At 59.5% G+C, this 19,994-nt stretch carries 18 protein-coding genes; 11 read left to right on the forward strand and 7 right to left on the reverse strand.

The genetic code is table 11. From position 1 onward, the window contains the following. Positions 1-93 precede the first annotated feature (93 nt). Positions 94-765 carry a DUF2461 domain-containing protein gene (locus E5K02_RS09385; RefSeq protein ID WP_135394303.1) on the forward strand — a complete coding sequence of 224 codons (672 nt, stop codon included), beginning with the start codon at positions 94-96 and terminating at the stop codon, positions 763-765. An 84-nt stretch (positions 766-849) separates the two neighbouring features. Here E5K02_RS09385 and E5K02_RS09390 read toward each other — a convergent pair whose 3' ends face one another. Beyond that, the gene (locus tag E5K02_RS09390; protein ID WP_135394305.1) at positions 850-1,473 is read right to left on the reverse strand and encodes a deoxynucleoside kinase; all 624 of its coding nucleotides are present in this window, start codon (positions 1,471-1,473) and stop codon (positions 850-852) included. 269 nt (positions 1,474-1,742) lie between these two features. Here E5K02_RS09390 and E5K02_RS09395 point away from each other — a divergent pair, with 269 nt between their 5' ends. Then, positions 1,743-2,186, forward strand: coding sequence for a hypothetical protein (locus E5K02_RS09395; protein WP_135394307.1), 444 nt, complete (start codon positions 1,743-1,745; stop codon positions 2,184-2,186). 56 nt (positions 2,187-2,242) lie between these two features. Here the strand turns inward: E5K02_RS09395 and E5K02_RS09400 are convergent, their stop codons facing one another. Continuing rightward, positions 2,243-2,908: a DUF6565 domain-containing protein gene (locus tag E5K02_RS09400; protein WP_135394309.1), complete on the reverse strand. Its 666-nt coding sequence runs from the start codon at positions 2,906-2,908 to the stop codon at positions 2,243-2,245. A gap of 138 nt (positions 2,909-3,046) precedes the next feature. On the opposite strand from E5K02_RS09400, the gene E5K02_RS09405 reads away from it, so the two are divergent. From E5K02_RS09405 to E5K02_RS09415, 3 genes are read left to right on the forward strand one after another with little or no spacing between them, the layout of a single operon-like run. Further along, positions 3,047-3,565: a GNAT family N-acetyltransferase gene (locus E5K02_RS09405; RefSeq protein WP_135394311.1), complete on the forward strand. Its 519-nt coding sequence runs from the start codon at positions 3,047-3,049 to the stop codon at positions 3,563-3,565. Between the two features lie 38 nt (positions 3,566-3,603). After that, complete coding sequence (locus tag E5K02_RS09410) at positions 3,604-4,107, forward strand: YybH family protein (RefSeq protein WP_135394313.1); 504 nt, start codon at positions 3,604-3,606, stop codon at positions 4,105-4,107. Between the two features lie 50 nt (positions 4,108-4,157). Beyond that, positions 4,158-4,382, forward strand: a complete 225-nt coding sequence (locus tag E5K02_RS09415; RefSeq protein ID WP_135394315.1) for a CDGSH iron-sulfur domain-containing protein — start codon at positions 4,158-4,160, stop codon at positions 4,380-4,382. A 158-nt stretch (positions 4,383-4,540) separates the two neighbouring features. Here E5K02_RS09415 and E5K02_RS09420 read toward each other — a convergent pair whose 3' ends face one another. After that, entirely contained in the window at positions 4,541-4,801 is a 261-nt protein-coding gene (locus E5K02_RS09420; protein WP_135394317.1) for an acyl-CoA-binding protein, read from the reverse strand. 149 nt (positions 4,802-4,950) lie between these two features. Here E5K02_RS09420 and E5K02_RS09425 point away from each other — a divergent pair, with 149 nt between their 5' ends. Continuing rightward, the gene (locus E5K02_RS09425) at positions 4,951-6,249 is read left to right on the forward strand and encodes a metal-dependent hydrolase family protein (RefSeq protein WP_135394319.1); all 1,299 of its coding nucleotides are present in this window, start codon (positions 4,951-4,953) and stop codon (positions 6,247-6,249) included. Positions 6,250-6,323: 74 nt separating this feature from the next. Here E5K02_RS09425 and E5K02_RS09430 read toward each other — a convergent pair whose 3' ends face one another. Next, positions 6,324-10,835 carry a beta strand repeat-containing protein gene (locus E5K02_RS09430; protein WP_135394321.1) on the reverse strand — a complete coding sequence of 1,504 codons (4,512 nt, stop codon included), beginning with the start codon at positions 10,833-10,835 and terminating at the stop codon, positions 6,324-6,326. A gap of 414 nt (positions 10,836-11,249) precedes the next feature. On the opposite strand from E5K02_RS09430, the gene E5K02_RS09435 reads away from it, so the two are divergent. Continuing rightward, positions 11,250-11,759 (forward strand): CinA family protein, encoded by a 510-nt coding sequence (locus tag E5K02_RS09435; RefSeq protein ID WP_135394323.1) that lies wholly within the window; start codon positions 11,250-11,252, stop codon positions 11,757-11,759. A gap of 5 nt (positions 11,760-11,764) precedes the next feature. Here E5K02_RS09435 and E5K02_RS09440 read toward each other — a convergent pair whose 3' ends face one another. After that, positions 11,765-12,802 carry a hypothetical protein gene (locus E5K02_RS09440; RefSeq protein ID WP_135394325.1) on the reverse strand — a complete coding sequence of 346 codons (1,038 nt, stop codon included), beginning with the start codon at positions 12,800-12,802 and terminating at the stop codon, positions 11,765-11,767. Between the two features lie 210 nt (positions 12,803-13,012). On the opposite strand from E5K02_RS09440, the gene E5K02_RS09445 reads away from it, so the two are divergent. Further along, a complete protein-coding gene (locus tag E5K02_RS09445; RefSeq protein WP_135394327.1) occupies positions 13,013-14,224 on the forward strand; it encodes a zinc dependent phospholipase C family protein in 1,212 nt (403 codons plus the stop codon). Positions 14,225-14,397: 173 nt separating this feature from the next. Further along, the gene (locus E5K02_RS09450) at positions 14,398-15,168 is read left to right on the forward strand and encodes a peptidylprolyl isomerase (protein WP_135394329.1); all 771 of its coding nucleotides are present in this window, start codon (positions 14,398-14,400) and stop codon (positions 15,166-15,168) included. On the opposite strand, the gene E5K02_RS09455 is transcribed toward E5K02_RS09450, so the two are convergent. Together E5K02_RS09455 and E5K02_RS09460 are read right to left on the reverse strand one after the other, a co-directional pair. Then, positions 15,169-15,600: a hypothetical protein gene (locus E5K02_RS09455; RefSeq protein ID WP_135394331.1), complete on the reverse strand. Its 432-nt coding sequence runs from the start codon at positions 15,598-15,600 to the stop codon at positions 15,169-15,171. 110 nt (positions 15,601-15,710) lie between these two features. Then, positions 15,711-17,819 carry a M13 family metallopeptidase gene (locus E5K02_RS09460; protein ID WP_135394333.1) on the reverse strand — a complete coding sequence of 703 codons (2,109 nt, stop codon included), beginning with the start codon at positions 17,817-17,819 and terminating at the stop codon, positions 15,711-15,713. Between the two features lie 254 nt (positions 17,820-18,073). On the opposite strand from E5K02_RS09460, the gene xseA reads away from it, so the two are divergent. Together xseA and xseB are read left to right on the forward strand one after the other, a co-directional pair. Then, positions 18,074-19,618 carry an exodeoxyribonuclease VII large subunit gene (xseA, locus tag E5K02_RS09465; protein ID WP_135394335.1) on the forward strand — a complete coding sequence of 515 codons (1,545 nt, stop codon included), beginning with the start codon at positions 18,074-18,076 and terminating at the stop codon, positions 19,616-19,618. Further along, positions 19,615-19,920 (forward strand): exodeoxyribonuclease VII small subunit, encoded by a 306-nt coding sequence (gene xseB / locus E5K02_RS09470; protein WP_135394337.1) that lies wholly within the window; start codon positions 19,615-19,617, stop codon positions 19,918-19,920. Before xseA ends, xseB begins: the two co-directional genes overlap by 4 nt. Positions 19,921-19,994: the final 74 nt, after the last annotated feature.

Below are 19,994 nucleotides of genomic sequence, written 5' to 3' on the forward strand. Positions count from 1 at the left end.
CAAACTCCGAACCCCCCAGGACTTCGGAGTTTTTTTTATTGTTTTTCGCGCAGCCAGGGCGGCTTTTTCCGGGTTTTGGTGTTTGCCTAGCCTATGAATCGAGAATTCCTTCTGACGTTCCTACGCGACTTAGCCGCCAACAACCACAAAACCTGGATGGATGCCCACCGTGGCGACTATCATAAAGCCCGAGCCATTTTCACGGAGCTGACGGCTGAGTTAATTCAGGGTAGCCAGCGTTTCGAGCCGCGCCTAACTGGCCTGACACCTTCCGACGTGATGTTTCGCATCAATAAAAACGACCGGTTTCAGCAGAGCGACGAGCCCTACAAGCGCCACATGGGCTCGGGCCTCAAGCCCGGCGGCCGTCATAGTCCCTGGGCCGGCTATTTCGTGGCCGTGGAGCCCGGGGGCGAAACCTACGTGGGCGCCGGCCGCTGGCTGCCCGAACCCGCCCAGCTGGCCCGCATCCGCCAGGAAATCCACTACTCTCCCGCTACTTTCCACGGCCTGCGCCAGGCCCCGGCTCTGCTGCGCGAGTTTCCGAAAGGCCTGGACATGAGCCAAAGCCTGCGTACTGCCCCGAAAGGCTACGACCGCCACGATCCGGATATTGAGTGGCTGCGGCTGAAAAGCTTCTTTGTGTGGCGCTCCTTCGCCGATGAAGAAGTGCTTCGCCCTGATTTCCCAGCTAAGGTGCTTACCGCCTGGCAAGCGGCGCAGCCCTGGGTGCAGTTTCTGAACGAAGCCATGACCGAAGCCTAAGGCGTCCACCTTCGCATCAGCTATAAAAAGACAAAAAGCCCCGCTGGATTTACCAGCGGGGCTTTTTGGTTGCCATATCCGGCTCTAAAACAAGCCGAACAGCGTACTATTAATCTTGTCGATAATAACGCCGAGGTCTTCGGGGTTATTCACGTAATCGAGATTATTCACGTCCACTATCAGCAGCTTGCCATACTTGTAGTTGCTGATCCACCGCTCGTAGTGTTCGTTCAGATTTTTGAGGTACTCAATCTTAATGTTGTTCTCGTAGTCGCGGTTGCGCTTCTCGATCTGCTGAATAAGCTTGGGCAGATCGGCCTTCAGGTACAGGAGCAAATCCGGGGCGTCCACCATGCTGATCATCGACTCGAACAAGGCCAGGTAGTTTTGGTGGTCCCGGTCGCTCATCAAGCCCGACTCGTGCAAGTTGGCCGCGAAAATATGCGCGTCCTCGTAGATGGTGCGGTCCTGAATGACGCCTTTGCTGGCACTCTGCAGCTTTTTGATGTGCTGCGTCTGGCGGAAGCGGCTATTCAGAAAGTACACCTGCAGGTGAAATGCCCAGCGCGGCATATCGTCGTAGAAGTCCTTCAGATACGGGTTGTGGTCGACATCCTCCAGGAAAACTTCCCAGTTGAAATGATGCGCCAGTTTATTAGCCAGCGTGGTTTTGCCGGCTCCAATGTTGCCGACGATTGCAATGTGCATGAGCGGGGTGCGGTAGCGAAACGAGAAAAGAGCCTACAAAAGTAGCGGAAAGCGTCCAACTCCGAGCACCTTAACTTGGCGGCTGAGCATATTGCCTCTGTCCGTTAAAATCAGTATCTTAATTATCCAATGCGCTTCAGCTTGGACACACTGCGCATTGCTGAGCCGCCCGGCAACCTGGCCTTACACCGGTGGCGGCTTCCGGCGCTGGGGCCTAGCTTGCGAAGCGTTGTCAGCTCTTGTTTGCTCTACCTCCCGCCCTTTTCTGCATGACGACCTTATCCACTATCTACACCGACTTGGGCACCGTGCTTGATGCACATGGCCAGCCGATTGCCTCGTTCCGGATTTACCCCGAGCAGCAGCTTCTCTATATTCGCTGGACGGGCAACCTGACCGGGGCAGAAGTAGTGCGGGTGGCAACTGCGGCGGGTCCTGTTCAGCAGCAGTACCGCTGTCCGCTGCTGCTCAACGACAAAACGGACTCTACGGGCGAATGGTCGGAGGCGCTGCCGTGGCTGGAATACGAGTGGCTGCCCCAGGCTATTGAAAGTGGCCTGCGGGCCTTTGCCTACGTTTTCTCCCCCGATATGCACAACCAGGGCATCAGCATCGAGTTTGCGGATCGGGTAGCCCAGCATCTGCCCATCCAACTGTTCTACGATGTAAGCTCGGCCTGGGAGTGGCTGCGCCGCCAGCGCGTGGCAGCCTAGAAAGCCAAAAAGCGCCCGTTGAGGCGCTTTTTGGGAGGAAGGCCACCGCCGGCAGCTTATTCCTTCATGATGTCCTTCACGTCGCGGGCCTTCTCCAGGGTACGGAACTCGGCCTGCCAGGAACGGATACGGACCCGCTCCTCCAGGGGCAGTTGCTCGCGCACCTGCTCGTAGCGCGCATTCAGGCGCTCCAGCACGGCACCGGCGGCGCTCCAGTCGGCTTGCGTCCAGGTGCGGCGCTGCTCGCGGGTATTTTCCAGCAGGTGCAGATACAGCTCGGGCAGCTCGTTGGCCCGGGCCTTACTGATGGTCACCGTCTCGTTGAGCAGGCGGCGCTGGGCCGTGTTGGCGGTTTCGGGCTCCCGGGCGGCAGCATCGAGGCTATCCTGCTTGGACTCCCAGTTCTGGTAGCGCTTTTTCTGAGTGGAGTACTCGCGCTTCGACTGGCTCGAGAGGCTGTCCACGGCTTTGTCCAGACGCTTGCTCTGGCGTTCGAAGTCTTCTTTAATGCGGGGCAATTCGCGGCGCACGCCCACTTCGGCCCGGTCCAACTTGTCGTTAACCCAGTCGCTGAACACGTCCAGGTCCCGCTCGATGGCCGAGGGAGTGGAGGCCGAGGGCTGCTTCTTGGCCGGGGTAGATTTTTGCTGGGCCGTGGCCTGCAGCATCGTCGTGCTGAGGATGACGGCCAGTAAGCTTATCGGAAGCAGGAAACGTTTCATAAGGCAGGGTGCAGAGCGAAAGTATACGAACGACGGGGAAAGCAGTCGTCGTGTGCCTCTTGGCAATTTCTGGCCCAAAACGTGGTTTGGCGCGGTCGAGGTTCGTTTTTTCGCTAAAAAATGCCGTTTTTGCACCATATGTCTGCTTCCCTGCCTACTGCTATTACCATTCAGCCCGCCACGCTGGCCGATATTCCGACGATTATCCAGCTGGCCGAAGCCACGTGGGAGCCGACCTACCGCTTCATTATTTCGAAGGATCAGATCGAGTATATGTACCGCGTGATTTATACGCCTACTTCTCTGCAGCGGCAGATGAGCGAGGAGGGTCATACCTTTCTGCTGCTCTACGCCGAGGGCCACCCGGCCGGCTACGCATCCTTTTCCCGTCTCCCCGCCGGCGACGCGCTGTTCAAGCTCCACAAAATCTATATTCTGCCGTCCCACCAGGGCCAGGGCCTGGGGCAAAACCTGATTGAGGCCGTGGAACAAGCTACCCGTCAAATCGGGGGCAAGACCCTGGAACTGAACGTAAACCGGCACAACCCGGCTATTTCCTTTTATGAGCGCCTGGGCTTTCAGCGCCACCGCGAGGAGGATATTGCCATCGGGCCTTATTGGATGAATGACTACGTAATGCGCAAGGAACTCGCGTAATTGCGCAGTCTTAGCGCCTACTTCTTTTCAGTTCCCGCATGGGTATTTCTACTCTTTCTCGTTTGCGCCGCCTGTTGGTCGTTTGTACTCTACTGCTTTTCAGCCAATTGAGCGTTGGGCAAATTCTAAAGCAAAAGCACATCGAGTTGATTAAGGCCCGGAGTGAAACCTGGAACAAAGCCTTTAACAGCCGCGACACCACCGCGTTTTATGGGCTGTTTAACCCGGGCATCACCGTGTGCTCGGCCAGCGGCAGCCGCAGCTCCGAGGCCGTAGCCCGGCAGTGGTTCCGCACCCGCTTTCGGCAGCGCCCGGATATTACCTGGATGAACCGCACCACCACCGTGGAGCTGAGTGACCAGGGGCAGCTGGCCTACGAAACCGGCGAGTGGGCCGAGGCCTGGACCGACACCCAGGATAAGAGCAAGAACCGTATCATTGGCAAGTACTGGCTGATGTGGAAGTTCGAAAACAATGCCTGGACCATTTTGTCGGCCACTTACACCCCCCTGGCCTGCGCCACCCGAAACTGCCTGGATTAACGCAGCCAGTTTTTTTGCTTCTCCTTCTTCACTTTTGACTTTTCAACCCCATGGCTACTAAACTAACTGTACTAAGCAACGGCTCACTCCGCGTAGAGGGCGACTTTGAAATCGTGGACGCTCAGGGGAAGCCCTACGGCTTGGCGGGCCGGGAACGGGTTAGCATCTGCCGCTGCGGCTTATCGGCCAATAAGCCCTTCTGCGACGGTTCGCACAAAGGCCATTTCGAGCACAATGCCGAAGCCTTCGACCTGCCCGCCCCCAAGGTTAGCTAGCCTAGCAGCCATCATGGCGAGTAGCGCGAAGCCGTCCTTCTGCGGCTCATGTTCGTGGCACGCTCTATTACCAGAAAGCCCCTGCTTACCGCGTAGTAAGCAGGGGCTTTCTGGTAATAGAGCGTGCCGTACTGTGCCGAGAACGGACGGCCAGGTAGCTATGCTCTTTGAAACAGCGAAGTTACCAAGTCGACATACTCTTGGCGGGCGGCGTCTTTGCTCTTGCCGCTGAGGCTGGCCCAGGCATCGTATTTGGCAATGCCTTTGAAATCGAAGCCGCCGGGCCGGTCACCGGATACGTCGCCTTCCGAGGCTTGCTTGTAGAGAGCGTAGAGTTGGAGCAGCACCATGTTGTTGGGCTTGGTGGGCAGTTGCTGGGCGCGCTGGGCGGCGGCTTCAAATTCTTCGTGCGTAGCCATGAACGGAGGGAAAGAGTAGGAAATTAGGGATACAGCCCCAGAAAACAGGACCGGCAGTAAGGTACGTATTCCGGCCGATTTAGGCGGCATGCAGCGTTTATCTATGTTGTACCTTGGGGCTTTTACTCCCACTTCCTGCCCTTGCCACCATGCTCTCACGTCGACGCACAGCGCTGCTTCTTGCCTTCTCTACCTTACCCTTGGCTTCTGCCTGGGCCCAGAAAACCTACCTGCACTGCGGCCGCCTACTGGATATGCGGGCCTCTAAAAACCCGGTGCAAACTGAAATGACGGTAATCGTAGAGCAGGGCCGCGTGGTGGCCGTACAAAAAGGCTACACCAGCGGCAGCGGCACCGACAAGGTGATTGACCTGAAAAGCAAGACGGTACTTCCCGGCCTGATTGATTGCCACGTGCATCTGGAAGGCGAAACCAGCAAGGACGGCTTTCTTAAGGAGCTAACTGAAAACCCCGCTGACGTGGCCTTTGGCTCCCTCGCCCACGCCCGCAAAACGCTGCTGGCGGGCTTTACTACCGTGCGCGACCTAGGCGGCTCGGGAGTAAACGTGGCCCTACGCAACGCCGTCAACCGTGGGCAGGTAGTGGGGCCCCGCATTTTCACGGCGGGCAAAGCTATATCGGGCACGGGCGGCCACATGGACCCTACCAATGGCTACCGCCAGGACCTGATGGGCATGCCCGGCCCCACTGATGGCGTGGCCAACGGGCCCGACCAGTGCCGGCAGGCCGTGCGCGAGCAGTACAAGCGGGGCTCCGACCTGATTAAAATTGCCTCGACGGGCGGGGTGCTTAGTGTAGCAAAAGATGGCAGCAGCGCCCAGATGACGGAGGAAGAAATCAAAGCCGTAGTGGAAACGGCCCGTGACCTGGGCCTGCAGGTGGCCTGCCACGCCCACGGGGCCGAGGGTATGAAACGCGCCATTCGCAGTGGGGTCAACAGCATTGAGCACGGCACGCTGATGGACGACGAAACCATGAAGCTGATGAAGAAATTTGGCACCTGGTACGTGCCCACCATCACGGCGGGTAAGTCGGTGGCCGACTCGGCTAAAATTCCGAACTACTACCCGCCGCTGGTGACGCCCAAGGCCCTGGCCATTGGCCCCAAGCTGCAGACCACCTTTGGCAAGGCCTACAAAGCCGGGGTTAAAATTGCCTTTGGCACGGATGCCTCCGTGTACCGCCACGGCGTGAATGCCCTGGAGTTTCAGTACATGGTAGAGGCCGGGATGCCCGCCTACGAAGCCCTGCGGTCGGCGACGGTTTCGGCAGCCGAGCTGCTGGGGCAAACCGATAACCTCGGCACCCTGGAAGCCGGCAAGCTGGCCGATGTAGTAGCCGTGGACGGCGACCCAACCCAGGACATCCGGGCCATGCAGCAGGTACGCTTTGTGATGAAGCAGGGCGTGGTGTATCGGCAGGAGTAGTACGGTACTGAGTTAACCCAAAAAAGCCGGCCCGAGTACTCGGGCCGGCTTTTTTGGGTTAACTCAAGCTCGGTCTACTGCTGGACTGAAAAGCGGCTGGTATACGTAGCGGTGGCGGTGGTGTAGCGCACTACGTACCAGCCAGGCTGCAAGCCGGCTACTGGAATAGCGCCTTCACTTGCCTCCCCTACCCGCTGGCGTAGCACCTGCTGGCCGGTTAGGGTATACACGCTGACTGCTGCGCCAGCCGGGGCCGCCCCGGTGCAGGAGTAGCGCAGGTAGCCGTCGGTTACGGTAGTGGGGTGCACCTGGAAGGCGGTGGCATCATCGGTACTTACCGCAACCACCTGCACGGGCGACGTGCTCGTGGAAGCATCGGTATCTACTTGGCGCAGGCGGTAATACAGTTTAGTGACGCCTACGGGCAAACGAGTGTCCGTCAGGGTGTAGCGGTGGCCGGTGCTGGAAGTACCGTGGCCGGGCACGGTGCCAACGGTTGTAAAGGTCTTGGCATCGGTAGAACGCTCCACGGCAAAGTAGTCGTTGTTTTTCTCCGTGGCCGTAGCCCAGCGCAGCTGTACCGCATTACCCTGGGCCCGGGCCGTAAACTCAACCAACTCTACCGGCAGCGGCCCGGCCGGCACGTTTAAGCGTACCGACACCGTGTTGTTGGGCGCAGTAGTACCCAAGCCATAGTTGCCGGTCATAATGTCCAGGTCGCCGTCGTTGTCTAGGTCAGCGGCCACAATGGTTTCGGGACCCATACCAACGGCAAACACGCGGTTGCCGAAGAAGAAGCCATTGCCGTTGTTGTAGCGGACCGTCACAGTGCCGGCCTGCCAGTTAGCAATCAGCACGTCCAGGTCGCCGTCGGCATCCACGTCGGCGGTCAGGACAAATTCCGGGTCGGCATTGGCTGCTACGGTGGTGGTAAGGCCAAACGTGCCGCCGATGTTGCGAAACTCGGAGAGGTTGTTGGCCCCGGCGCTAGTGGCCAGCAGGTCGAGCGTACCGTTGCCATCCAGGTCGCCCAGGGCCACCGACAAGGGGCTGCTGCCTACGGCCAGCGTTTGGCCATTGGTGAAGGACCCGCTGCCATTATTCAGCCGCACCGATACCGAGTTGCCGACCACGTTAGCGGAAAGCAAATCCAGGTCGCCGTCGTTGTCGATGTCGCCGGCTACCACCTGTAGGGGGGCATTGCCCACGCTTATTTCGCTGCCGCCGCTGAAAGTACCCAGGCCATTGTTAAAGCGAACTGACAAGGAATTGCCCGCCCCGTTAATATAGTTGGCCGTGGCCAGGTCCAGGTCGCCGTCCCCATCGAGGTCGGCCAGGATAACGCAGCCCCCGGCGGCGCCCGTGGTTACTTCCGAGCTACCGGCCGTGAAGCTGCCACTGCCGTTGTTGAGGCGCACCGACACGATGCCCGCGTCGTAGCTATTGGCCAGAATGTCCAGGTCACCATCCCCGTCTACGTCGCCCACGGCCAAGCCCAGGGGCTGCGTGGTTACGGCTACTTCCGACGAGCCCGCCGTGAAGGCGCCCGAGCCGTCATTCAACCGCACCGAAACCGTGTTCGAGTTCTGATTGGCCGTCAGCAAATCCAAGTCGCCGTCGCCGTCCACGTCGGCCGCGGCAATGTGGTAGGGGCGCGTTCCGACGGGTACTTCGCTGCCCGAGCCGTAGCCACCCGTGCCCGTACCGGCCGCCGCGGCCGTAAACTGGTACACCTGGGAGCGGAAAATCGGGGCGCCTTCCACGTTCTGGCCCTGAGCCCGGCTAGTGGTAAATACCGTTTCACCCGGTTTCAGATCGGTTGTCGGGTTGAACGTAGCCGTGGTGGTACCAACGCCGCTGTAGGCTCCGGCCAGCAAGCCGCCGCGCTGGGCGCTGAAGGTGCGCAGCTGAGCGCCCGAAGCCGTAGCGGCCGTTACCGTCTGGGCAAACGTGACGCTTACATTTGTATTTACCGGCACGTTGATGGCATTGCGGGCGGGCACTAGCCCCGTAATGACGGGCACGGTCACAAACTCATCGGCCCCGATATCGGGAGTTGAAGCATTGCGGGTGTCGCCGTCGAAATCGGTGGTGAGGCCGCTGATGGGCGTGCCCCCGTTTTCGGCCAGGGAAGTTTGGAGTGGGCTTACGTGCAGAAAACCGGCATTGGCGCCGCTGGTACTCACAAAGGCTACGTCTTCGGTAACCGAATTACTTTCCCGGGCCGCTACCAAGGCTTTGTAGCCCGCCAGGGTTTGCTGGGCATTGGTAGCCGTCGTCGTGCCTTCCACATAAATCAGGTTGCGGGCCGAAGGCGTACCGGCGTAATACAGGTTGTTGTTCGTTTCGGCTGCTAGGTTGGCCGGGGCCGTGCCGTTGGTACCCGAAATCCGGCGCAGCGCGGCCGTATACCCGCCCGTGCCCGTAGCCGTCGACTTGTTGACCACGATATTGTTGCGGGCATTGAGCGTGCTCGTGCTTTGCGCCGTGTTCAGGTAAATGCCCGACGTACCGAACGTCGCCCCCGAACTAGTCCCGGCCAGATACACAGTATTGTAGTAGAGGCTGTTGTTACCGGCTTCCAGCTGGATACCGGCCAGGGCCGTCAGGCTGGTAGAAGCGGGGGCGCGCAAGTCGCCAATTAAATTGTTGCTCAACGTGTTGGTAGTGCCGCCGGTTAGCCGGATGCCTAGTACCTGGCTAGCCCCGCCCGCACTCACGCTCAGGTTATACACCTTGTTCTGGGTGATGCTGTTGCTGGTGCCGGCCGCGGCCACAATACCGTTGAGCGTAGCGGCCGTGGTTCCGCTGATGCTGAGGCTGCTGATGGTGTTTTTGGCCAGGGTAGCGGCGGCACTGTTTCCTAACGAAATACCGAAAACGTTGGCGCCCGTAGTGCTGGTAGCCACTACAATCGGGCCGCTGCTGCTCCCAATCGTGTTGCCGGTAGTGGTGCCAATGGCAATCGTGGAGCCACTGCCCGCGCTGTAGATGCCGCTCCAAACGCCGTAGGTAGTTGCGGCGCTGCTGCTGGTAGCCCAGTTGATGTTGGCTACCGTATTGCCCTGCACACTGGTGGGCGTACCCGCAACGGGCGTTAGGTGAATACCCGAAAACCGGTAAGCCGCTGCTCCGGTTATGGTTAGGGCAGTGCCGGTAGCCCCAGGGGCCGTGCCTCCGATAAAGTTGTTGGTTATCGAGTGGCCATTTCCGTCGCCGACGAAGATGCCGTACATCGTGCCGGTTACTGCGGCCCGGCTAGTGGTTTGGTAGAGGCTGTTGCCGCTGATAGTCCAGCCGTTGCCGGCGCTGGCGAGCAACAGCCCGTACGCGTCGCCGGTGCTGTAGAAATTCAGCAGGCTGTTGTTGCTGATCGTATTCCGGCTGTTGGTCGAGCTACCCGAATACACCAGCACTGCCGGGGTGGTGGCCCCACTGCCGATGGCATTGTAGTGAATGGTATTGTCGCTGTTGCCGGTCGTGGTGGCGCCTAGGTTAGAGAACTGCACGTTGGCCAGGGTGGTGGCCGTGCTTACGCCCTGAATCTGGCAGTGCTGAATCGTGTTGAAGCTGGCGTTGTTGGCAAATTGCAGCACAACCCCGCTGGTGTTGGTATTGGCAACAGTCAGGTCGGCGGCCGTAGCGGCGCCCGAAACGCTAGCTCCTGAGCCGCCGGGCCGGCCGTCGAGCACCAGATATTTGCCGCCGTAGATGTTCAGGGTTTGCAAAGCGCTGCCGCTCAGGCTGAGCCCGGTGGCGCCGGCGGCGGGCCGCACCGTAACGGTGTTCGTGGCCGAGCCGCCCGCGTAGGTGTAGGTGGGCGTAAATGCTTCGGCCGAGCTGAGGTAGTTGCTTTGCAGCTCCAGAGTAAGCGGGCCACAGAGCCCACTCACGTTGACGTCGTTTAGGGCCTCCCCTAGCGTTTTGTACGTCGTGCCGGCATCAGGGCCCACGGTTTTAATACCGCACAGGGTGGCGGCCACCTTGCTGGTCAGCAGGACGTTGTCAATGGCGGCGGGGGGCTGAACGCCGCCGTTGGTGTCCTTCCGCCACGAAAAAACCAGTCGTTGCGTGGTACCGGCTGCCGAGGCCGGAACGACTAGCGTTGTGCGCAGGAAGCCGTCTTTGAGGCCATAGGTAGCTAATGGAGTAGCCGATAGTTGAGACCCGGCCGTTGGAGTGGTGGTCGTCGGTACCAGAAACACGCGCAGGTCGTCTTCATCAGCCTCGCCCTGCGCTTTCCAGTCAAACGAGAGCAGAATAGCGGTTTGCCCCGCCGGGAAGGTCACGTCGCGGTAGAGGTGAACTGCGCTAGCCGCTCCGGTGACCGTATAGGTATAGGCGCTGCCATTGTTGGAAATATAGGCTGCCTGAGTGCCCGCCGAGGAGCCATTGCCAGCCGCGTTGCCCACTACCCACTGGTTTGTGGCCGAACCATTGACAGCGGTGAAGGCGCCAAAGGTGCCAGCTTCAAAGGTTTCGTTGATAAGGGTTGTTTGAGCCAGGGCCGTGCTGCTGCCGAGCAAGGAACCCAGACCCATTGTGAGCCACAGCGTAAGGTGGTTGCGCCGTAAAAATGTTTTCATATAAAGAATTAGCAGTGAAAAAGTAGTTACAGAGTAAATGTGAACTTAAGCCGGCGTTGACAGCAAGAAGCCTACGGGAACGTAGTAAGCAGTAAAACAAGCTTGCAACAACTTGTAAATATGCTAAAATAAAACAGTACTATATAATATCCTCCCGATACACTGGATTTTATTTATAAAATCCAGCAAGTTACCTACACCCTATTCTGGCTGCCGCTCTTTCTTTGGTTGATTCCGAACGAGCCGCTAAGAGAATGCCCCTAGAGCTGGCCTTGCCGGGCCACGCAATACAAGTCGGCAGTAATAAATTAACCAACAGCAATTTGCATTATTCCTACAGTTGAGCTTCGCCTGATTGGGCTAACTTAATGTTCAGACGGCAGTATAGAAGCCTGTACGGCTTCCCTATCACCCATGAAATCAGCTGAAATATCCGCCCTCGTAAAACGCTTTATTCAGTACAAGCTTACCCTGGCTTTTGCCGAAAGCTGCACGGCGGGCCTGCTGCCCTCGGGCCTGGTAGAAGCGCAGGGCGCCAGCAGCGTCCTGCTGGGCTCTATCGTCACGTACCACCCGGAAGCCAAGCGCAAGCTACTGGGGGTCAGCAAACAAACCTTGGACGTGTACACAGCCGAGTCGCAGCAGGTAACTAATGAAATGGTGATGGGGCTACACAAGAAGATTGGGGCCGATGTGTGCGTGGCCGTTACGGGCCTGTGCGCGGCCGGGGGCTCCGAAACCGATGAGAAGCCGGCCGGCACGCTGTTTTTCACCTTCCTGTATCAGAACCGCGCCGAAGAGCACCGGGAAGTGTTCCAGGGCGACTGCCAGAGCGTGCGCCAGCAGGCCGTCGATTTTGTGTACCGCAAGCTCAACGAACTCCTGGACCGCTTCCCGCCCGACCAGGAGAAATTGACCGATTAAACCGATTAATCGGGGCGCGGGCGGGCCAACAGCATCATCTTCAGGTTCTGGTGCACCACGTCGCCCATGCTGCGGCACCGGTCGAAGGCATCGGTGCCGTAGTGTAGGTTGAGTTGCTCCTTAAGCTGGGCCGTTTTTTCGGGTGTTGACGTCTCGTCGCGCCGCATCACATCCATCAGGTTCTTGAGCCGGTAGCGTTCCAGGCGCACGCGCCTCGCTATGAGGGTGCGTTCTTCGGCCTGATACTGCAGAATCGTTTCGGAGGTCAGTAGCTGGCTGCACATCTGTACCACCTTGCGGTTGTCCTTGAAAAACTGGGGCAGGTACATGGTTTTCTTGCCCTCGTAGCTCTGCTGGTCGAAGTCGATGGCCCGCACGCGGTACTGCTCGTCCTCGAAGTCGGGAGTGGCAATGATGACGTAGTTATAGGCCCGCATATCGCCGAGCAGGCGGGCAAAGCACCGCTCGTTAAACTTGACGAACTCCTTGGCAATCCGGACTTGGTTGAGGTGGGGCCGTTTGAGATGGTCGCGGATGAAGTCGTCGCCGGGAATGCCGGCAATGTGTTCCTCAATCAGCGAGTCGCCACAGACGAGGTAATTAATACGATTGGGCGAGAGCAGGTGCTCCAGTTCCAGGCCGTACACACGCGAGGCATCGGCCCGCTTCACGTAGAAATAGTCGTAGTTGTCGTTGAGCTGGTTGACAATACGCACCCGAAACGGGTTGCTGTTGCCGAACTGACAATAGTCGATACGGTCGGCAAGCAGGTGGTCGGTGAACGACAGGTCGCCATCGGTGCGCAGCAGGGCGTATACTTCGGCCAGGCCCGCCGAGAGTTCCACCAGCGTACTGGGCTCGTAAAATACCGTCTGCCAGAGCGTGTCGCGGCCGTTGCGGTCCATTAGCGGAAACGAGCCGCTGTAGCGCAGCAAGTCGCGGTAAGTAACGGGCAGCTTGGTTTCCCGGTCGTAGTCGTGCAGGTAGGCGCGCAGCTCCTGGCCGATGGGGTAGCTAATTTTCTTTTTCGATATAAGCGTCATGCGCTGAGTAGTTGGTGAAGATTCGGGCAGGCAATTGCCCCCGGACCTATTCCTGCGCAGTGTATCACTATTCCGCCAATAGCCCGTCGGGAAGCAGGAGCAGCCCGGTCAATTTTGCCACAAACTCCGCGAGTAGCAAAATGGCTAATACTTTATTAATCCAAAATCCCGAACTTCGCGGAGCCTACCATTCGGGTCTTATTTTCTCCTATGAAAAAGTATTTACTGACGCTGGCTGTTGTGCTGCTATGCCCGTTTTTGTCATCGGGCTGGGGTTTTCTAGGTCATCGTACCATCAACCAGATTGCGGTGTACACCCTGCCCAAGGCTATGCAGGGATTTTACTACCGGCACCTGGGTGAAATTGTGCGCCTGTCGACGGCTCCGGATGAGCGCCGGGAAGACGACCCCAAAGAAGCGCCCAAGCACTACATCGACATGGACCACTATGGCGACGACCCCTTCGGCGCCATGCCCAAGCTCTGGGAAAAAGCCGTGGCCAAATACTCGGCCGATACCCTGCGCAAGTACGGCACAGTGCCCTGGATTGTCATCGAAACCAAGGAAGCCCTCACCGAAGCTTTCCGCCAGCGCGACTCGGTAGCCATCGTGCGCCTGTCGGCCGAGCTGGGCCACTATGTAGCCGATGCCTACGTGCCGCTGCACACCACCGTGAACTACGACGGGCAGCTAACCAACCAGCACGGCCTGCACAGCCTGTGGGAGTCGAAGCTGCCGGAGCGCCACCTCACCGAATGGAAGCTTGACAGCGAAAAAGCGGAGTATCTGAAAGATCCGCTGAAGGATATCTGGATGGCCGTGCAGCAGTCCTACGGCTTTCTGGGCGACACCTTCGATAAGGAGGAAAAAGTAACCCGCACGTTCACCAACGAAACCAAGTACACCTTCTCGCACAAGTACGGCAAAACCCGCCGGGCCTATTCCGATGCTTTTGCCGATGCCTACTACAAGGAAGTAGGCGGCCAGGTGGCCTACCGCCTCAAGCAGGCCCCCACCATGGTAGCGTCGATGTGGCTGTCGGCCTGGCAGGACGCGGGCAAACCCGACCTGGAGGCGCTGCTCGGCAACAAGCCCAGCAAGGAGGAGAAAGAAAAGCTGGCCCTGGAGCTCAAGGCCTGGGACAAGGGTGAACTGGTAACGCAGGACCTGTTGCTGGCTTTGCACAAGGAAAAAGCAGTGGAACGGCCCGACCAGATCAATTCGGCCCAGGATATGGCTCCCCCACCCGTCGAAACGCCTGCCCCGGCCGCTCCCGTAGCCCCGGCCACTGGAGCCGCGGCCACGACTGGTGCCGCGGCCCCGGAAAAGGTGAAAGTCAAAACCAAGTCGGACGAGGGCAGCACCAAGCGCAAGGAGAAGAAAAAGAAAGAGGACAAGAAGGAAAATGACGGCTGGAACTAGGCGTATTACCTCTTTCAGCTTGCCCAATTACCTGCCCCGACTGGCTTCTACGCGCTGAAGCCCCTGGGCATATGCCGCCGACGCTATACTTTTGAGTTGCTGCCTTCGTAGTAGAAGGCAGCAACTTTTTTTATGCCAGCCCGGCTGGCTACTTCCGCCCTGCTTTCTGCCCCATGGCTTCTTTGCGCTCCATCTTTGCTTTTTCCCCCTTCTCGAGGGCCGCGCTGCTGGCTACTAGCCTCTGGCTGGCCGGCTGCAACCAAACGCCGCCCCCCGAAACTACGGCCCCAGCTAAGCCTACTCCCCCACCCGTGCCGGGCCCGGACCTTACCAGCCTGCGGGACAGCAATGCGGCTGCCGTCCTCACGGAGTACCTGCGGGAGTATCCGGGCTCGGAAGTAGTGGTGAAGACCCGCCTGGGCAACATTCGGGTGAAGCTCTACGATGACACCCCGATTCATAAGGCCAACTTCCTGCTGCTGGCTCGCAAGGGAGTGTTCGACGAAAGTGTCTTTAACCGCGTCGTCAACGGGTTTGCCGTGCAGGGTGGCCGCTCCGAGCACCGCACCATTGGTTTGGCCCGCTACCACTTGCCCCCCGAAATCCGGCCAGCCCACTTCCACAAGCGCGGCGCCCTGGGCATGGCCCGCTACGACGATGACCAAAATCCGGGCAAGCTCTCTTCCAACGTCGACTTTTACCTCGTGCAGGGCGAAAAGATGACGCCCTACCAGTCGCAGGCTATGGCGGGGCGCAAGCTCACGGCCGAGCAGCAGCGCGTGTACGAAACCGTGGGTGGCGTGCCGTCCCTGGATGGCAAATACACCGTATTTGGGGAGGTAGTAGAAGGCCTGGAGGTAATCGACAAAATTGCCGCCGAACCCGTAGACCCCTACAAGTGGCCCAAAAAGGATGTGCACATCAAGATAGAAGTCACCAAGTAGCTACTTGGCGCGCCGCACCTGAATCAGCTGGGTTTTGAGCACGTCGCCGGGCTGTAGCTTCAGTAGGCCGACCAGCTCGGCGCGGGTGTAGGCTATGGTAGTAGCAGAGGGCTGGAAATCGGGCTGAGTCAGGTCGGCGGCCGGGTCGGTGGCCTCTTTGCGGGCCGGGTGCAGGTAGGCGCTGTCGGGCGTGACGCGGTAGAGGTGGTAAAAAAAATAGCGCATTTCGGCCGTGCCCTGGGGCTGAAACTGCACCACGTACACGTCGCCCACCTGCGGGCGGGCCACCTGGCTCTGCACCGCCGTAGGGGCACTGGCAGCGGGTGCTGTAGCTGCGACCGGCTCGGCGGCCGGCGGCTTGGTTTCGGAGGAGTTGCAGGCTCCGCACAGGAGCAGAGCACTGAGAAAGACGAAAGGCAGCCGGTTTTGCATGCCGCAAGATAACGCAAGCCCCGGGAAAGCCTCAACGCCCGACCAGAACGCAAAAAAGGCGTTCCGTGTCGCACGGAACGCCTTTTTTGCTAAGAAGCAATGCGGACAGCCTACCAGATTTTGGCGCGCTTGTTTTGCACGCGCACCATTTTGGCGTCTTCCTTACAGCCAAAGGCCTCGTAGAACTGGGGCATGTTCTGCAGCGGCCCGATAGTCCGGAACTGGGCCGGGGAGTGCGGGTCGGTCAGGACCTGCTGGCGCAGGTATTCGGGCCGGGCGTTGGCGTGCCATACCTGAGCCCACGACAGGAAGAAGCGCTGCTCGGGCGTGAAGCCGTCGAGCTTGGTTTTGGGCTTGCCGGCTAACGCTTTCTGCAAAGCGGTGTAGGCAATGTTCAACCCGCCCAGGTCGGCCAGGTTTTCACCCATCGTCAGCTTGCCGTTCACGTGCACCGAGTCCAGGGGCGTGAAGGCATCAAACTGGCTGCCCACCATAGCGGCCCGCTGGTCAAACTTTTCGGCATCTTCCTTGGTCCACCAGTCGCGCAGGTTGCCTTCCGAGTCGTACTGCCGGCCCTGGTCATCAAAGCCGTGGGTCATTTCGTGGCCGATAACGGCTCCGATTCCTCCGTAGTTGACGGCGTCATCGGCGTTGGGGTCGTAGAAGGGCGGCTGCAGAATACCGGCCGGGAACACAATTTCGTTCATCGGCGGGTTGTAGTAGGCATTTACCGTGGGCGGCGTCATGCCCCACTCACTCCGGTCAATCGGCTTGCCCAGCTTGCTGTTCTCAAAGTTGGCCGACCACATGCGGGCTGCCAGCACGTTCTGCAGGTAGGAGTCGCGGGTAATATTCAGGGCCGAATAATCCTTCCACTTATCGGGGTAGCCGATTTTAACGGTGAAGGCATTGAGCTTTTTCAGGGCCTCCGCCTTGGTAGGGGCGCTCATCCACTCGTTGTTCTGAATGTGCTCGGCAAAAGCGGCCTTGAGGTTGTTTACCAGCTCCAGGGCCTTCTGTTTGGCTTCGGGCGTGAAGGCCTTGTCTACGTACACCTGGCCGAAGGCTTCGCCCAGGGCAGCATCCGTCGAGCGGAGCATGCGCTTCCAGCGCGGCTGCATTTTCTTGGCCCCGGTCAGGGCCTGGGTGTACTTAAAGCTTTCGTCCACGTACGCCTTGGGCAGGGCGTTGGCCACGGAGCTAACCAAGTGCCAGCGCAGGTAGGTTTTCCAGTCGCTAATGGGCTCGGCCTTCATCATGGCATTGGCTTCCTTCACGAAAGCGGGCTGGCCCACAATGATGGACTTGGCCGCCGACAAATTCTGCTGGGCCAGCAAGGTGGGAAAGCCGATGTTGGGGAACTGCTTCTGCAGCTCGGCCACCGTCATTTTGTTGTAGTTGGCGTAGGGGTCGCGCAGGTCGACGCGGGTTTTGCTGGCCTTGGCCAACCGGGTTTCCAGGCGCATAATGGTCGCCGCATTCTTGGCCGCCGCGGCTGGGCTGTCGCCCATGAGCTTAAACGTGTTGGTCACGTAGGTCACGTAGGCGTCGCGGATGGCTTTGGACCGAGGGTCGTCCTTGAGGTAATAGTCACGGTCGGGCAGGCGCAGGCCACCCTGGTAGAGCAGCACGGCGTACTGGGTGCTGTTTTTCTCATCCTGGCCCACGCCCATGTTGAACACCGAGCCGGTGCCGATCAGCTGCTGGCGGCCCAGAGAAGCCTGCAGGCCCTTCAGATCCTTGATAGCGTCGATGCGGGCCAACTCGGGCTTCAGGGGCGCAATACCGGCCTTTTCAATAGCCATCGAGTCCATGGCCGAGGCGTAGAAGTCGCCTACTTTCTGGGCATTGGTGCCTTTGGCGGCGCTGCGGTTGGCAGCGGCTTCCTCCAGAATCTGGCGCTGCACAGCGCTGTTTTTGTCAATCAGCTCATTAAAGCTGCCCCAGCTGGACTCCGACTCCGGAACCGGATTGTTTTTCAGCCAGTTGCCGGAAGCATACTGAAAGAAGTTGTCGCAGGGCGCTACCGACTTGTCGATGTTAGCCACGTTCAGCCCGACTCCTTTTACTTCGGATTCTTGGCTGGAGGTAGTAGCAGCCGTGGTCGTGCTGGCGGCGGGCGTGGTGGAGGCAGCCGGCGTATTGCTGGCGGCGCAGCCGGCCAGAGCCAGACCAGCGGCCGCCGTAGCAGCCAGGGTCAGGCGGTTTCGGTTTTTCATGCGGAAAGAAGGAAAAGAATTATGGGAAGGCGGAATTTTGGTTAGAAAGGTAAAAAAAAAGCTGCATCGGCAGCAGATAGCCGCCGCCAGGCTTCCTATCAGATTGCAGGCGGGCATTTTTTACCACGAGGCCGCCAACATTACTTTTCCACCGGAGTTGCATACCAGGTTAAAGCCAGGCCCAGGCATTCTGCGCGGAACCGTTGTCCTGCCTCGTACCGTTTGCGCTTTCCGAATTCGTACCTTGCCGTCCTATGCCCCCGCTGTTTAATCGTCGTCCGGAACCTGGCCTGAACGCGCCGCTGCCGCCGGCCCCGCTGCCCCTGGCCGAGCTGCTGGTGCGCGTGCGCCAGGCGGTGGAAACCCGCTTTGCCGACTCGTACTGGGTGGTAGCCGAAATTGCCGACCTCACCTTGCCCCGGCACGACGGCGGCCACTGCTACCTGGTCCTCACCGACCAGCACGTCACTGGGCGGGGGGCGCAGCTCAAAGCCCAGGCCCGGGCCACAATCTGGAGCCAGCGTTTCCAGCAGCTGGCCCCGGCTTTCCTGGAGCAGACCGGCCAAGAGCTGCGGCCCGGCCTGAAGGTGATGCTGCGCGTGCAAATCAAATTTCACGAGCAGTACGGCCTGAGCCTCGACGTACTGACAATTGACCCCAGCTACACGGTGGGCGACCTGGCCCGCCAGCGCCTGGAAACGGTGCGCAAGCTGGAAGCCAAGGGCTTGCTGGAACGCCAGAAAAGGCTCCCGCTGGCTTTAGGTCCGCAGCGTCTAGCCGTAGTTTCGTCGCCGACAGCGGCCGGTTTTCAGGATTTTGTGCAGCACCTGAGCGAGTCGCCGTTCGACTTTACCGTGACGCTTTTCCCGGCCGTTATGCAAGGCACCGATTCGCCGGCCAGCATCCTGGCCGCCCTGGATGCTATTCGCCCCCGCCGCGCTTCGCTCGATGCCGTCATCATTATCCGGGGCGGCGGCGCCAAAACGGACCTGCTGGCCTTTGATGATTATGGACTAGCCGCGGCCGTCGGCGCCTTTCCCCTACCGATCCTGACTGGCATCGGCCACGAACGGGACGAAGCCGTGCTGGACTTAGCCGCCCACCTGGCCCTGAAAACGCCCACGGCCGTAGCAGCTTTCCTGGCTGAGCGCCTGGCCCGGCTCGATGCTGTTTTTTCCGGCTACGGGGAGCGAATCCGGGAAGTAGCTACTCAGCAGCTGCAGGACGCGGCGGACTTACTTACCCAGGCGGGCACCTTTGTGCTGCGGGCCTCTCAGAACCAACTGGCCGACCACCGCACCGAGCTGTACCAGCGCATTCGGGTGGCCGCCCGCGTGCCACTTCAGCAGTTGCAGCAGCAGCATCGGCAGCTGGGCCGCCACCGCCAGGCTTTGTACCGGGCCAGCTGGCGCGCACTGTCCCAGCAGCAGCAGGGCCTGCGCACGTTTGGGCGGCAGCTGGCGCAACGCTTTCGCCGTCTGCACCGCCGCCGCCGGGAGCAGCTGCTCAAACGCCACTATCAGCTGCAGCTAGCCGCCGAGCGCCTACTACACCGGGCCACGCTGCGGCTGACTCAACTCAGCACCCCACCCCTGCCCGACGCCGGTGCCCTGGCCCGCCACGGCTACGTGCAACTCATCACGGATCATCAGCAGCCCGACGCCACCTTGCAGCCCGGGGATGAAGTTCGCCTTTTATTGCCTCAACTCACGTTGGCGGCCCAGATTACGGACCGCACGCCGCATCTGGCCCCGTCCCTTCTTTCTTCTGCTTCTGCCAGTTCCGCGTCCAACCAATGACCAACGATACTACCTACCGCCAAGCCATAGAAGAGCTCGAAACTATTTTACGGGCTCTGGAAACCGATACTGTCGACGTCGACGACCTGACGTCCCGCGTACAACGCTCCGCAGAATTGATTCGCTTGTGCAAACAAAAGCTGCGCAATGCTGAGTCAGCCATTGAGCGAGTATTTGAAAACCTGGAAGCGGAAGATGAAGAAGACTCTGACCCCGAGGAGCCGGCTTCTCCTACCATTCCTGCCCCGGCTCCAGTTCGCCCGCGTCCTAACAACCATCAGCCCGGCCAGTTGCCCTTTTAAGCCCTAATTCGCCCCGAGGTAAAAGAAGATTCGCTGCTTGCATCCAATACGGTTTGCCCTATATTTGAATGTTC

The organism is Hymenobacter metallicola, assembly GCF_004745645.1.
Taxonomy (GTDB): Bacteria; Bacteroidota; Bacteroidia; order Cytophagales; family Hymenobacteraceae; genus Hymenobacter; species Hymenobacter metallicola.

What these genes read in the sequence shown, in the direction of transcription:
- E5K02_RS09385 (WP_135394303.1), top strand. Translation starts at nt 94, where the DNA reads ATGAATCGAGAATTCCTTCTGACGTTCCTACGCGACTTAGCCGCCAAC.
- E5K02_RS09390 (WP_135394305.1), bottom strand. Translation starts at nt 1,473, where the DNA reads ATGCACATTGCAATCGTCGGCAACATTGGAGCCGGCAAAACCACGCTG.
- E5K02_RS09395 (WP_135394307.1), top strand. Translation starts at nt 1,743, where the DNA reads ATGACGACCTTATCCACTATCTACACCGACTTGGGCACCGTGCTTGAT.
- E5K02_RS09400 (WP_135394309.1), bottom strand. Translation starts at nt 2,908, where the DNA reads ATGAAACGTTTCCTGCTTCCGATAAGCTTACTGGCCGTCATCCTCAGC.
- E5K02_RS09405 (WP_135394311.1), top strand. Translation starts at nt 3,047, where the DNA reads ATGTCTGCTTCCCTGCCTACTGCTATTACCATTCAGCCCGCCACGCTG.
- E5K02_RS09410 (WP_135394313.1), top strand. Translation starts at nt 3,604, where the DNA reads ATGGGTATTTCTACTCTTTCTCGTTTGCGCCGCCTGTTGGTCGTTTGT.
- E5K02_RS09415 (WP_135394315.1), top strand. Translation starts at nt 4,158, where the DNA reads ATGGCTACTAAACTAACTGTACTAAGCAACGGCTCACTCCGCGTAGAG.
- E5K02_RS09420 (WP_135394317.1), bottom strand. Translation starts at nt 4,801, where the DNA reads ATGGCTACGCACGAAGAATTTGAAGCCGCCGCCCAGCGCGCCCAGCAA.
- E5K02_RS09425 (WP_135394319.1), top strand. Translation starts at nt 4,951, where the DNA reads ATGCTCTCACGTCGACGCACAGCGCTGCTTCTTGCCTTCTCTACCTTA.
- E5K02_RS09430 (WP_135394321.1), bottom strand. Translation starts at nt 10,835, where the DNA reads ATGAAAACATTTTTACGGCGCAACCACCTTACGCTGTGGCTCACAATG.
- E5K02_RS09435 (WP_135394323.1), top strand. Translation starts at nt 11,250, where the DNA reads ATGAAATCAGCTGAAATATCCGCCCTCGTAAAACGCTTTATTCAGTAC.
- E5K02_RS09440 (WP_135394325.1), bottom strand. Translation starts at nt 12,802, where the DNA reads ATGACGCTTATATCGAAAAAGAAAATTAGCTACCCCATCGGCCAGGAG.
- E5K02_RS09445 (WP_135394327.1), top strand. Translation starts at nt 13,013, where the DNA reads ATGAAAAAGTATTTACTGACGCTGGCTGTTGTGCTGCTATGCCCGTTT.
- E5K02_RS09450 (WP_135394329.1), top strand. Translation starts at nt 14,398, where the DNA reads ATGGCTTCTTTGCGCTCCATCTTTGCTTTTTCCCCCTTCTCGAGGGCC.
- E5K02_RS09455 (WP_135394331.1), bottom strand. Translation starts at nt 15,600, where the DNA reads ATGCAAAACCGGCTGCCTTTCGTCTTTCTCAGTGCTCTGCTCCTGTGC.
- E5K02_RS09460 (WP_135394333.1), bottom strand. Translation starts at nt 17,819, where the DNA reads ATGAAAAACCGAAACCGCCTGACCCTGGCTGCTACGGCGGCCGCTGGT.
- xseA (WP_135394335.1), top strand. Translation starts at nt 18,074, where the DNA reads ATGCCCCCGCTGTTTAATCGTCGTCCGGAACCTGGCCTGAACGCGCCG.
- xseB (WP_135394337.1), top strand. Translation starts at nt 19,615, where the DNA reads ATGACCAACGATACTACCTACCGCCAAGCCATAGAAGAGCTCGAAACT.